The following is a 12,471-nucleotide window of genomic DNA, read 5'->3' on the forward strand; positions in this document are numbered from 1 at the left end:
ATTATTTCGACAACAGAAATAATATTCCTTCTAGATTTTTCATAGTAATCTGCCAATTTACATAAGCTAGAAATGAATATTGCCTTTCGGCGGACTATTTTGTATCATTAACTTACGAACAAATGTTCTTTTTGGAGTTGGAAGGAGTATAGAACGATGACAAGAATACCTGAGGAAGAACGAAACGTCATGGAGAAAGCCATATATTTACCTATGGTCTTAACCATATTAAACAGGGATTTAGCTGTAGTCGACAAAAGTCCTTTTAAGCTCAAGAAGCCTTATCTCGAGTTAATTGAAGAAACAATGAGGGATGTTCATGCTGATTTAGCCAAAGCAAAAAAATATATGGGCGCAAAAAAACTAAAAGTATTGGAGACAAAAAGGGACGACACCTTTACGATGTTTATGTTCGTCTATAACGGATTTGAGGAATATCACAATTATTTCAATCCGAGGATCCGAAACAAAGTACAGGAAATAATGGAGTATTATTTTTTCAAAAGGCATCAGTCCCGAAAGCAGGCTAAAAAGCTGCAATAAAGTTATAAAATAGTATTTGAGCCGTATTTTCGCTCTGCCTCAGAAGCCTCCATGAACTTAGGGCGATGATGCAAATAAAAGGTTTTTCTTTCCATATGCTCCATCCTCTGCATCAGCTTTGTCTTTAAAAGAGCTGTCCTGAGCAGCTGATTTTCAAATGAACTATATGAAATGGGAAACAAGTAAGATTCTTTGTTTTGAAAAGTAACAAGAGTCTGGCCTGGAGAATAGCGGCGATGACTAATGACATGCTCATGAGAGATCCATATACATTCTGCTCTGACTGGAGATGTTGTTGGAAAAAAGTAAATAAAATTTGATGGATCGATTGCAATTGGCACTTTATGTGTAATTCCCATTAACAGGCTGCTTCCTTTTTGCCTGCCTTCCAAAGTACTTCCGAAGAATTCACAGCTCCGTTTAATTAAATCTGTTGGTTTGTAAGGTGATATAAATTCATCTTCCAATTCTACAATTTTCGAATAAACTTTTCTGCCATACTCCTCTGGCTGAATGAACATAGTAAATGGATTTACCTCATACATCTCAATCAATTTAGACTCCAATATTTCCACTCCTCTATATTTATGGAAAAGCCCCCTATACAATTGCCTGAATTTGCCGGTAATTGTAATATTTACCCTATCATACCATGTATTTTTGTCGAAATTTTGTTTTTTTGAAATAGTTACGAAATTATTCATAATCTAAAAAAATATTATCTGAAAATTTAAAACATTTATTGATTTTATCTATAAAACTCCATATAATAGTAAAAAGCCACAGGGGTGATTTCGATGAATGATAAGTATACAGATTTGATGAAAAAAGGTGCCATGAACCGGCAGCAGGCAAAAGAAGCTTTTGTTCAGGACCTGTATATAGAAATGCTGCTGGCCGAAATTCAACTGACAACCGAAAAAGAGAGGCTTATGAAAAAAATTGATCAGGCAATCGATACAAACGACAAGAATCAATTTATGAAGTTATCAAGACAGCTTGTCGATATTAACAAGAGATTTGGAACTTAAAAAAACAGGAACTTGGCTAATAAACTATACTAATGTATTAAATACTAAAGGGCCTCCGTTTTGGAAGCCCTTATGTTATTTACTATTGAACGGCCTGATTATTTCATTGGACTCATTCTTAACAGAATTAACAAGTGTTGATACCTCATACATTTCCATTTTTTCTGATTCATAAGGGTTAAGAAGGGTTTGTAATAGCAGGGAATCCTCCAATTTCTGGTCTAGCCAGATATTCTGTTTTTCGGGTGTTAAAATAACTGGCATTCGATCATGGACTTCTGCTGCCATTTCATTTGCACTGGTAGTTATTATTGTACAGGACTCTACTCTTTTCCCTTCCCCTTCCCAGACCTCCCATAATCCCGCAAAAGCTAATGGCTTTCCATCCTTTTGAACGAATCGGTATGGCTGTTTTAATTTCCCTTCCCTTTTCCATTCAAAATAACCATCTGCAGGTATAATGCATCTTCTCTTTTTCAACGGGTTCTTAAAACTTGATTTTTCATTAAGTGTTTCTGCACGGGCATTAATCATTTTGTAGCCGATCTTTTCATCTGAAGCCCAAAAAGGAATCAACCCCCAGTGAAAAAGCCTTCCTGCTCTATGCTGATTTTGAGAAATAATAGCTAGAATTTCCTGTCCAGGCGCTATATTATATCTAGATGGTAATTCACCCGAATAATCAAATTGAAATTCTTCCTCCAAAGTTTCTCTCGTGGATATAAGTGAAAAACGGCCGCACATAAAACTCCCCCTCCTGCTTCGTTTATATTCCTTTTACCCTTATTTTAGCGTATGTCACTTTTAAAATTAATTTTAAGTATCTTTCCTAAAAAAATAACCGGAGAAAGCTCCCCGGTCTCAGGCTTACTTATTCAATTCATCCCTATGTTTAACTTCGTAATCCTCTACCATTGAAATACGCTCGAGCATAGAAGGATGGGTATAACGGAAAATTTTTACCAGGAACGGCGGCTTTACCTCGCTAAGTCCTGACCGAGTAAGCTCCTGAAAGGAGCTTATTGCTGCTTCCGGATCTTTTGTCATATTAATAGCATATCTGTCAGCACTGCTTTCTTCATAGCGGGCTACTAAGTTGGATATGGGACTAGAAATAAACATTAATATGGATAATATCATTAAAATGAGCGGAAGCGAACGGATATCGGCAGCATCCCCCACTTTTAACTCTATTCCCCATTTACTTATTGACCAGTTTAAAAGCCTGTAGGCCAGATAAAGTCCAAACAGAGATAATAGCAGATAGCCTGCAATCCCGTAATAAATATGTTTTTTCACATAGTGGGCCATTTCATGTGCCATTATAAACAAAATCTGATCTTCACTCAGCCTATTTAAAGTGGTATCCCATAAAACGATTCTTGAATTGGAACCAATTCCGGTAACATACGCATTGAGGGAATTGGTTTTTTCAGCCATGTTTACCTCAAAAACATGCTCTGCGGGAATGTGAGCCTTATCAGCCATAGTCAGGATTTTTGTTTCTAAAGCTTTATTTTTAAGCGGATAAAAATCATTATATAGGGGATCAATCACTACCGGCTGCAAAAACATCATAAACAGCGTGAATGGAATAGAAAGCAGCCACGCATAAAGCCACCAGCGTTTGCTGCTTTTTTTAATCAGCCAGTACAATACTGGCACAATAATCAGCAGTGCAGCGTAATTAATCCAAAAGTCTATTAGTTCATCCTTCATCCAGGAAGCAAAGGTTTGAGTGGATATATTATAGGTTTTTGAAAGTGAGTAACCGATGTAGCTTAGCGGGAAGGTTGCTAAAAAAGCAAAGAATGAAAGCCAAATCAGATATATTGGCATATGGGCAGCTTTATATTTAGCTGATTTGTCAGCCCAACGCTTAAAGGCCTTTGAAAGCCCAAGTAACAGGACCAAAAAGTAAAAGAGCCATTCAAGAGGAGTAGATAAGAAAAATAGCAAATTCCTTGTTTTGGAGTATTCCTCGCTCAGCATTAATTCCCTGCCATTTAAAAATGTCGCTGGATCAGCCTTGGTTCCCTGATATTCAAACGGGAGGCTGGTATCTGCAAAATAGAAAAGATACCAATAAAAAAACAACCCATATATTACATAGGCCAGTACCGCGTATACCCCCATTTTCCTTGCCATGAATTGTCCCCCTTTTTGTACAGCCTCTCTACCTAGTTTAGTTTAAACGGCCTGTTTTAGAACCAATCCGCAAAATAAAAGCCAATTAGATTTAATCGGCTTTTTTAAAATATATCTATTATAGAGTAATCCCTTAAAGAATAAACGAATAGAGAGCGAGAACGGCAATCGATCCCAGGACAGTAACAATCACATTTGCCCCAAGGAAAGCAGCAATAAAAGCAGCGGCCGCGCCAATCAGCCCATACCAGATATCCTTTTGTATTAATAAAATACCGGGAAAAATGAGCGCACCCAGAGTAGCAAAGGGAACATTTTTCAGAATGCCCTGTACAAAGGAGGGTAATTCCTTCCCTTTAAACAAAACAAATGGCAGCATCCTTGGAATATACGTAACGATGGACATTCCAAGAATCATCCATAAAATCTCATTCTTCATTGAAGTGCCCCCTTTTCTTAGCAAGCATTACGACGCTCTCTACAATAATTGCAGACAGCATAGTTGCGGATACGATCGCCCAGCCAGGTGCCATTAATTTTTCAAAAGTAAAAATCGAATTGAAAGCTGCCGCTAATATCGCAAGCATGACTACCTTTATATTTTTCCTCATAGAAGGAACTAATAGCCCTATAAACATGGCATAAAGGGCAACACCCATGCTGTCCTGAAGGGTTTGAGGAAGGCTTGCTCCAATGAGGTGTCCCAGTCCTGAATTTACTACCCAGCTAGAATAGGAGACTAAAATAACACCAAACATAAATCCTGTTGTGACTGTCCCTTCCTTGGTGGCGGCTACAGAGAATGTTTCATCTGTTATGCCAAATGAATAGAAAATTTTATAAAGGAGACGATCTTCCTCTACCTTTTCATTTAAGGATGCCGACATTAAAAAATGACGAATATTAACGATAAAAGTAGTTAAAATGATTTCGAAAATCCCAGTTCCAAATGATAATAAACTTAAAGATATGTATTGGGCTGCACCCGCAAATACCAGAAGGCTCATTAGCAGTGTCTCGGATAGACTTAAACCTGACCCTTTAGCCAGCAGGCCAAATGTCAAAGCTATAGGAAAATATCCCACTCCGATACTGATGCCAGCCTGAAGCCCTTTTCTAAATTCTGATGCCTGTTTCCCCATCGCCAGATCAGCCAATCTTCTCACCTTCTCCTCTCGTCTGTGTAATTAAGAATATATTTTAACAAATTCTCTGTTTATATTAAATTGTTATTTTTAAAAAACTTCGGCGGAAAGGCCGAAATAAAGCTTAACAAGCGAAAAGCATGGCTGGAATGCCATGCTACTTTCCTTTAAATTGGGGTTTTCTCTTTTCGGCAAATGCCTGAAGTGCCTCAATCCTGTCCTCTGTTGGAATAGTAATTTCATAAGCTTTCCGCTCAATCTGAAGACCAGTTTGCAGGTCTGTATTCATTCCATTTTTAACGGAAAATTTTGCTTGCTGAAGGGCTATTGGACCGTTTTGAAGGATTGTTTCTGCAAAAGCCTGGCTATCTGCAAGCACTTCCTCATTATCCGTTACTCTAGTTACCAATCCATATGCCAGCGCTTCCTCTGAAGTGAGCCTTCGGGCAGTCAGGATTAATTCAAGAGCCTTTGCCTGCCCTATCAGCCTTGGAAGCCTCTGTGTTCCGCCTGCTCCAGGAATAATAGCGAGACTTGTTTCAGTAAGCCCCATTTTTGTTCCTTTAGCTGCAATTCGGAAATCACAGGCTAATGCAAGCTCCATGCCACCGCCAAAGGCAAAACCGTTCATTGCCGCGATGGTCGGCTGTGGCAGCTGATCGATAGCATTTAATACATCATTTATTTTATTTAAGTTTCTTTTTACCTGTTCGTCAGAAAGCGTTCGCCGTTCTTTCAAATCAGCTCCAACGCTGAATGCCTTCTCACCTGCTCCTGTAAATATGACCGCCCGGATATCCGGATTAACCCTTATATCCTCCACCACTCTTTGCAGTGATGCCAATGTTTCATAGTTGAAGGCGTTTAATGCTTCCTCCCGGTTAATGGTAACAAACGCAATATAATTCTTGATTTCCAGCAAAATTGAATCCATATCCCCATCTCCTTAAAAAGATTCTGTTAAATTAGCATATTGATTTCTGCTCCACAAGAGAAGCTACCTTGAAAAGAATCATCGCTGGGACAGGCCACCGTTTACCTGTCACGAGGAATTCGCTTTCCACAAACCGTCATGGAGCATCTTCAGTGCAGAACACGACTGCTGGGTCTCTTGTACGAAGAAAAACAGCTTTAACAGAGCTTTTGAAAAAAGACAGGCTAAGCGCCTGCCCCTTTTAAAATTATTTCGATATTTGCTTTACCTGTTCCTTCAAAGCACGTCTTAAAATTTTTCCTGTTGTGTTCTTTGGAAGCTCTTCTAAAAATTCGATTGATGATGGAACCTTGTACTTCGCAAGGTGTTGGGAGCAATAATCAAGGAGATCCTTCTCAGTCAAATTAGGGTTTTTGCTAACCACATAGCATTTTACTGCTTCGCCAAAATTCGGATCTGGCACTCCAAGAACCGCCGCCTCAACAACATCAGGGTGGTCATAAAGGATTTCTTCTACTTCTCTTGGATATACATTGTAACCGCCAACGATAACCATATCCTTTTTACGATCTACTATATAAAAGTAACCATCCTCATCCATTTTAGCTAGATCTCCAGTGTAGAGCCATCCATTGCGAAGAGTGGCAGCAGTTTCTTCCGGCATCTTATAGTATCCCTTCATTACATTTGGGCCGCGGACAATTAGTTCGCCTACAACACCAACAGGAACTTCCTCACCAAGTTCATCTACAACCCTATTTTCAACATTGAGGATTGACATTCCAATTGATCCTGCCTTACGTGGACGATCAAGTGGATTAAAACAAGTTACTGGTGATGATTCCGACAGACCATAACCTTCAGAAACTACTACATTGAATTTCTTTTCGAAATTATTCAGGAGTGCTACAGGCATTGCTGCTCCTCCTGAAATACATAACCGTAATGATTTAAGATCGTCCGTATCACCTTCTGGGTACTGATATAAGAAATTGTACATAGTTGGAACACCGGCAAAAACGGTTGGTTCATATTCTTTTCCAAGTCGGAAAATTTCTTTTGGGCTGAATTTAGGGACAATCAGCAATGTTGCCCCGTTCATAAGAGGGGCATTCAAGGCAACAGTCAGACAGAAAACATGAAACATAGGAAGAGTGGTAATGACCCGGTCCTGGTCATTAATGTGTAAATAATCTCCTGTATCTTTTGCATTGCTGTAAAGGTTTTTGTGGCTAAGCATAGCACCTTTTGGCTTTCCGGTAGTTCCGGAAGTATAAAGGATAAGCGCCGTATCGTCTTCAAGCAGTTCTGGTCCTTTGAAGTTTAAGTCTCCAGATTGCAAAACACTTGTAAACGATTTCATTTTTGTGCTTGGTGAAAGAACTTTTTCGAACTGGCTGCTATCACTGCCAGGCTGGGTTTCGCACATAATGAAATTCTCCACTTTTGGAAGAAACTGATGCATTTTTTCAGCTAGAGGCAAAAGTAAATCCAGTGCTACTACCACTTTTACATCACCGTTGTTTAAGATATAACCAATTTCATCAGGCGTATAAATTGGATTGATGGGAATTACGGTTGCTCCTAGTCTTAATGCACCATACAACCCAATCACAAAATGCGGGGAATTCCCAAGCAATAATCCAATGTGGTCTCCCTGTTTTACACCTAGTTTTTCTAATCCTGAAGCAAATTTTGTTACCGCACCATCAAGTTCGGCATATGTAGTTGACTGTCCCATGAAGTGATACGCTGTTTTAGCCGAAAAAAGTTTTGCTGTTTCGTGAAGCTGTGACGATAAGTTCATTTCTCCCTGCCCCTCTCAACATGAATGAATAGTCATTCATAAAAATATAAACAATTTTCTAAATATATTATATTGCAAGAAATTTATGTATTCAAGTTTTCTATTATTTAAGAATAGGAAAAAATAAGTATTGTTAGATACTCTATATGGTATCAAAGCAAATCCATCTTTACTTTTACTTTAAAACTACATCATTTTCTAAGTTACTACTAAGTAAAATTGTTAATTTTTCTAGTATGTTATTTCATCGGCTGCCAACAACTACTAAAAAGGATTACTTAATGACGCCCCTCTGAATTCCCTACAAATGCCCATGGGTTCATCGCCGGAATGCCTAACTTCAGCTAATAAATGCCCAAGTTTTTAATGTCAATGCTCAACTAAAAACTATATTAAGCTTGATTGTGGATTTTCGCTCAACATAGATAAAAATAAACAATATGCTTTAACGCAGCCTCAAAAAAGAAAGCGTGGCATTAAAGCCACGCTCTCCTTCCATATTAATAAACCAGATCAACAAATTCTTCTTTTGTTATATTTCCAAAATAATGCTTAATATCAATGTCCGCTAGCGCTCCCTCAATATCTGATTTTTCATACCTGGTATCCTTCAGAAGTTTTTCAATATCGGAAACATCACCGACTCCAAAAAAGTCGCCATAAATTTTACAGTTCTCAATAATTCCTTTATTTACTTCAAGTCTTACATCAACCTGTCCAACTGGAAAACGGTGGGAGCGCTGAAGATTAAATTTAGGTGACCGTCCATAATTCCAATCCCAGTTTTGATATCTTTCTTTGGATAACTCATTGATTTTTTCCCAGTCTTCTTCTGTAAGAACATATTCAAGGATTTCATCCGAACCATTAAATATATTTTTTAGAAGGAGTGAACGGAAGGTTTCAATATCAATTTCTTCGGTAAGGAATTCTGAAATATTCGCAACCCGGCTTCGAATAGATTTAATGCCCTTCGATTCAATTTTATCCTTTCTGACTTTTAAGGCAGAAACCACATGATCCATTTCAGAATTAAACAACAGTGTTCCGTGGCTAAACATTCTTCCTCTTGTAGAGAATTGGGCGTTTCCGGAAATTTTCCGCCCTTCCGCAAGGATATCATTCCGCCCGCTTAGCTCCGCATTTACCCCAAGCTTTTGAAGGGCAGCTATCACTGGCTCTGTAAACTTCCTAAAATTATGAAAACTATCGCCGTCATCCTTTGTAATAAAGCTAAAATTCAAATTACCCAAGTCATGGTAAACAGCTCCGCCTCCGGATAATCGCCTAACGACATGGATTCCTTGGCTTTCTACATAATCAGTGTTAATTTCCTCAATCGTATTTTGGTTTTTCCCAATAATGATTGAAGGTTTATTTATATAAAAAAGCAAATATGTTTCATTAATATCCAAGCTTTTAAGGGCATATTCCTCGATGGCCAGGTTGATCCTTGGATCGGTTATCCCTTTGTTATCTATAAATAACATGGTTGTCTCCTCCTTTTATATTTCCACAGTCAAGAATTGCTCAGCCAGATGAATATCTCCTTCATATTCTTCACCAGCTTCTAAGATTAAATCTGAAAGTCTTCCATAATGAGGCAAATGGGTCAGAATCAGTTGTTTAACGCAGGCACTTTCCGCCAGCTTCCCTGCCTGGGTACTTGTCATATGTCCTGCCCCGCTTCCGTTCTGGTGTGCATAAAAATTACATTCGCAAACCAGTAAATCTGCATCCTGGCTAAAAGGTATAAATTCTTCTTTAAATGAGGTGTCGGCTGTATAGACCATCACTTTCCCCTCCGCTTCGATTCGCATAGCAAAGCAGGGAACAGGATGAACGGTACGAAGGAAAGACACCTCAAAAGGACCAATCTGTATTTTGGAATCAGGATCGTATGGAGTACCTGTTGTAATATTTTTATATGTTAATTTTTCAAACTCTGGCTTGTCCAATTCATGGCCATAAACAGGCAGACTTGACATTTCCACGCCAAGAAATCCCTGGATTAAGCGAGCATGCTGAAGAACTCCGATATCGGCAATATGATCGGGATGATAGTGAGAAATAAGAACTGCGTCAAGCTGTTCAGGCTGAATAAGATTTTGCAGTTTCGAAAGTACTCCGCTTCCACAATCGATTAACAATCTAAAATCTTTATGTTCAAGAAGATAGCCGGAACTTGCTTCATTCTTCTTCGGGTAGCCGCCCCATGGTCCAATAACAGTTAATTTCAACTCTATTCCTCCTTAAACACTCTACATAATCCAATCAAAACATATCTCAGATAAAAAAACCAGCCGCCTGTCTGACAGCTAGTTAAGCTAGGATTGGCGCTTATGTTTTAGTTAAAAGTTGCCAACATTCCATTAAAGTATTCACTTAAATATCGTAATAAAAACAAAGAAGCCGTTACCTTTTAACAGCTCCCTTTTTTAAGGGTTTAAATACTCAAGCACTTTTACTGCAGCTGCTTCACCCTGGTCGATACAATCAGGCAGGCCAATTCCTTCGTATGAGGCTCCCGCAAGAAATACTCCAGGCAGTTCTGTTAACATATGTTCCTTAATTTCCCCAATTCGCTGCTTGTGTCCAACTGTGTATTGAGGCATAGCACTTTTCCATCGGGAAACCACGAAGAACTCTGGTTCCATTGTAATATCCATTGTTTTATTCAAGTCATCCAATACAATTTTAACAATTTGATCATCAGAAAGATCAACGATTGTTTCCTCACCCGCTCTGCCAACATAACAACGGAGAAGCACTTTCCCCTCAGGGGTGGAATGCTCCCATTTTTTGTGTGTCCAGGTACAGGCTGTAATCGTATAGTCACTGTTCCGAGAAACCACAAAACCAGTCCCGTCAATATCATTTTGTATGGCTTCCTTAGGAAAGGCAAGGGCTACAGTAGCGACTGATGTTGATGGCATAAGCTTAAAATTGTCAAAAAACTCATATTGCGAAAACATAGACTGTGTTACTTTATGGGGAATTGCAGCAATAATACTATCTGCATAAAGAGTCTCCCCATTATTTAAGTAAATTTCATACTTCGTATCTGTTTTGTCTATTTTGCTCACTTTATGTCCCGTTAAAATAGACTCCGGATCCAATTTGTCCGCAATTGCATCGGCAAATGACTGCAATCCGGTTTTAAAGGTTAAAAATGCACCCTGCTTCCTGCCAGTTGTATCAGATTTTCTTGCCGGTGCAGGAGTGGTCTTTTTCATGCCTATAATAAGGCTTCTATACTTTTGCTCTACCTGATAAAATTGCGGGAAGGTTGACATCAGGCTTAATTGGTCGATATCTCCTGCATAAATACCGGAAAGAAGGGGTTCGATTAAATTTTCTACCACTTCATCGCCCATTCTTCTTCTGAAAAATTCACCGAGAGATTTATCCTGTTCCTTAGGAGACCTTGGCAGTATAAAGTCCGCAGCAGCCCTAATCTTTCCTGGAAGTGAAAATAAACCAGTAGTTACAAAAGGTGCTAATTCAGTAGGAATGCCCATGATAGAACCACCCGGCATAGGATAAAGCCTTTCATTGACCAGGACATATGATGTTCCAGTGGAATTTTGAACAAGCTCATCTTCCATTCCAACTTCCTTTGCAAGTTTAGCTATACTAGATTTCCTTGCGAGAAATGAATCCGGTCCACGTTCAATGATAAAGCCGTCCCTTATAACGGTTTGCATTTTTCCACCAAGACGGTGTGAAGCTTCTATGATTTTAATCTCGACCGGAAGATTATTTTCGAGTATTGTTTTTTGGAGATAAAACGCAGCTGTTAGTCCCGCTATTCCTCCACCTATAATGGCAATCTTCTGTTTTTCTTCCGTCATAAAAAACACCGCCTTTTGCTTTTTACCTATTATTGAGCTTATTCAAAACTACATTCGATAGAGCTTCTATAAATTCATCCTTCGCATTCGGCATTTCAGGGCGGTAATAGCTTGCTCCTACCTCTTGCGTTACAGCTTTACATTCATAATCATTATCGTAAAGAACTTCCAAATGGTCACATACAAATCCGACCGGCGCGTAGACAAAAGCCTTATATTGATTTTCCTGATACAGTTCTCGTGTGAGATCCTGAACATCAGGACCAAGCCAAGGCTCCGGTGTGTTTCCAGCACTCTGCCACCCAATAGTATATCTTTCTACACCCGCTTCTTTTGCTATTAATTCTGCTGTTTCACGCAGCTGCTCAGGGTATGGGTCTCCAAATTGGAGAATCTTTTCAGGAAGGCTGTGAGCTGAAACAATTAGCATAGAATGCTCTCTTTCTTCCTGAGGCATCTGAGCATACACGTTCTTCAACTTTTCTGCCCAGTAAGCGATAAATTTAGGCTCTTCATACCAGCTTTCAATGGAAGTGATACGCGGTCCTCCCAATTTTTCAGCTTCCTCAGCAGCTCTTCCATTGTAGGACTTTACGCTAAAGGTAGAAAAATGAGGAGCAAGGACAAGACTAACCGCTTCTTCAATTCCATCCTCGTGCATTTGCTGAACTGCGTCCTCAATGAAAGGGTTAATATGCTTTAAACCTAGATACATTTTAAATTCTATCTCGTCTTGAACACTGTTTAAATGCTTCTCTAGTTTTTCAGCCTGTTCCTGTGTGATCTTTGCAAGCGGGGATATTCCGCCAATTGCTTCATACCTGCCCCGAAGCTCGTCGATCATCTCGGGAGACGGCTTTCTTCCGCGTCTGATATGTGTGTAATATCTTTCGAGATCTTCTATTTTGTAAGGCGTACCATACGCCATTACCAGTAAGCCCATTTTCTTTTTCGTCATTCCTGCACCTCGTTTGTAAATTTTCCCGCCATCCCCGGGAACACTTGCATC

General features: G+C 39.2%; 14 protein-coding genes. 3 read left to right on the forward strand and 11 right to left on the reverse strand.

Going from position 1 to position 12,471, the window contains the following annotated elements:
* Positions 1–156: 156 nt before the first annotated feature.
* Positions 157–543, forward strand: coding sequence for a YhjD family protein (locus AC3WR0_RS11990; protein WP_492552536.1), 387 nt, complete (start codon positions 157–159; stop codon positions 541–543).
* A 2-nt stretch (positions 544–545) separates the two neighbouring features.
* Here AC3WR0_RS11990 and AC3WR0_RS11995 read toward each other — a convergent pair whose 3' ends face one another.
* Positions 546–1,118, reverse strand: coding sequence for a competence protein ComK (locus AC3WR0_RS11995; protein WP_492552537.1), 573 nt, complete (start codon positions 1,116–1,118; stop codon positions 546–548).
* A 222-nt stretch (positions 1,119–1,340) separates the two neighbouring features.
* Here AC3WR0_RS11995 and AC3WR0_RS12000 point away from each other — a divergent pair, with 222 nt between their 5' ends.
* The gene (locus AC3WR0_RS12000; protein ID WP_492552538.1) at positions 1,341–1,574 is read left to right on the forward strand and encodes an IDEAL domain-containing protein; all 234 of its coding nucleotides are present in this window, start codon (positions 1,341–1,343) and stop codon (positions 1,572–1,574) included.
* 75 nt (positions 1,575–1,649) lie between these two features.
* Here the strand turns inward: AC3WR0_RS12000 and AC3WR0_RS12005 are convergent, their stop codons facing one another.
* The 5 genes from AC3WR0_RS12005 to AC3WR0_RS12025 form a co-directional block, all read right to left on the reverse strand.
* Positions 1,650–2,318, reverse strand: coding sequence for an SOS response-associated peptidase (locus tag AC3WR0_RS12005; RefSeq protein WP_492552539.1), 669 nt, complete (start codon positions 2,316–2,318; stop codon positions 1,650–1,652).
* Positions 2,319–2,441: 123 nt separating this feature from the next.
* Entirely contained in the window at positions 2,442–3,722 is a 1,281-nt protein-coding gene (locus tag AC3WR0_RS12010; protein ID WP_492552540.1) for a M48 family metallopeptidase, read from the reverse strand.
* Between the two features lie 133 nt (positions 3,723–3,855).
* Positions 3,856–4,161: an AzlD domain-containing protein gene (locus AC3WR0_RS12015; RefSeq protein WP_492552541.1), complete on the reverse strand. Its 306-nt coding sequence runs from the start codon at positions 4,159–4,161 to the stop codon at positions 3,856–3,858.
* On the reverse strand, positions 4,151–4,879 hold the full coding sequence (locus AC3WR0_RS12020) for an AzlC family ABC transporter permease (protein ID WP_492552627.1): 729 nt from the start codon (positions 4,877–4,879) through the stop codon (positions 4,151–4,153). Before AC3WR0_RS12020 ends, AC3WR0_RS12015 begins: the two co-directional genes overlap by 11 nt.
* Positions 4,880–5,024: 145 nt before the next feature.
* The gene (locus AC3WR0_RS12025; protein WP_492552542.1) at positions 5,025–5,801 is read right to left on the reverse strand and encodes an enoyl-CoA hydratase-related protein; all 777 of its coding nucleotides are present in this window, start codon (positions 5,799–5,801) and stop codon (positions 5,025–5,027) included.
* Between the two features lie 68 nt (positions 5,802–5,869).
* On the opposite strand from AC3WR0_RS12025, the gene AC3WR0_RS12030 reads away from it, so the two are divergent.
* On the forward strand, positions 5,870–6,046 hold the full coding sequence (locus AC3WR0_RS12030; protein WP_492552543.1) for a hypothetical protein: 177 nt from the start codon (positions 5,870–5,872) through the stop codon (positions 6,044–6,046).
* 2 nt (positions 6,047–6,048) lie between these two features.
* Here the strand turns inward: AC3WR0_RS12030 and AC3WR0_RS12035 are convergent, their stop codons facing one another.
* From AC3WR0_RS12035 to hemH, 5 genes are all read right to left on the reverse strand, one after another.
* A complete protein-coding gene (locus tag AC3WR0_RS12035; RefSeq protein WP_492552544.1) occupies positions 6,049–7,608 on the reverse strand; it encodes a fatty acid--CoA ligase family protein in 1,560 nt (519 codons plus the stop codon).
* 500 nt (positions 7,609–8,108) lie between these two features.
* Positions 8,109–9,098, reverse strand: coding sequence for a lipoate--protein ligase (gene lplA / locus AC3WR0_RS12040; RefSeq protein ID WP_492552545.1), 990 nt, complete (start codon positions 9,096–9,098; stop codon positions 8,109–8,111).
* Between the two features lie 15 nt (positions 9,099–9,113).
* Positions 9,114–9,848, reverse strand: coding sequence for an MBL fold metallo-hydrolase (locus AC3WR0_RS12045; protein ID WP_492552546.1), 735 nt, complete (start codon positions 9,846–9,848; stop codon positions 9,114–9,116).
* Positions 9,849–10,046: 198 nt separating this feature from the next.
* Positions 10,047–11,462 (reverse strand): protoporphyrinogen oxidase, encoded by a 1,416-nt coding sequence (gene hemY, locus AC3WR0_RS12050; protein WP_492552547.1) that lies wholly within the window; start codon positions 11,460–11,462, stop codon positions 10,047–10,049.
* Between the two features lie 22 nt (positions 11,463–11,484).
* The gene (gene hemH, locus AC3WR0_RS12055; protein WP_492552628.1) at positions 11,485–12,420 is read right to left on the reverse strand and encodes a ferrochelatase; all 936 of its coding nucleotides are present in this window, start codon (positions 12,418–12,420) and stop codon (positions 11,485–11,487) included.
* Positions 12,421–12,471 lie beyond the last annotated feature (51 nt).

It is taken from the genome of Neobacillus sp. FW104-15D2, assembly GCF_058790155.1.

Coding starts and splice junctions, on each gene's coding strand:
- AC3WR0_RS12035 (WP_492552544.1), bottom strand. CDS start 7,608: ATGAACTTATCGTCACAGCTTCACGAAACAGCAAAACTTTTTTCGGCT.
- AC3WR0_RS12005 (WP_492552539.1), bottom strand. CDS start 2,318: ATGTGCGGCCGTTTTTCACTTATATCCACGAGAGAAACTTTGGAGGAA.
- lplA (WP_492552545.1), bottom strand. CDS start 9,098: ATGTTATTTATAGATAACAAAGGGATAACCGATCCAAGGATCAACCTG.
- AC3WR0_RS12015 (WP_492552541.1), bottom strand. CDS start 4,161: ATGAAGAATGAGATTTTATGGATGATTCTTGGAATGTCCATCGTTACG.
- AC3WR0_RS11990 (WP_492552536.1), top strand. CDS start 157: ATGACAAGAATACCTGAGGAAGAACGAAACGTCATGGAGAAAGCCATA.
- AC3WR0_RS12000 (WP_492552538.1), top strand. CDS start 1,341: ATGAATGATAAGTATACAGATTTGATGAAAAAAGGTGCCATGAACCGG.
- AC3WR0_RS12025 (WP_492552542.1), bottom strand. CDS start 5,801: ATGGATTCAATTTTGCTGGAAATCAAGAATTATATTGCGTTTGTTACC.
- AC3WR0_RS12010 (WP_492552540.1), bottom strand. CDS start 3,722: ATGGCAAGGAAAATGGGGGTATACGCGGTACTGGCCTATGTAATATAT.
- hemY (WP_492552547.1), bottom strand. CDS start 11,462: ATGACGGAAGAAAAACAGAAGATTGCCATTATAGGTGGAGGAATAGCG.
- hemH (WP_492552628.1), bottom strand. CDS start 12,420: ATGACGAAAAAGAAAATGGGCTTACTGGTAATGGCGTATGGTACGCCT.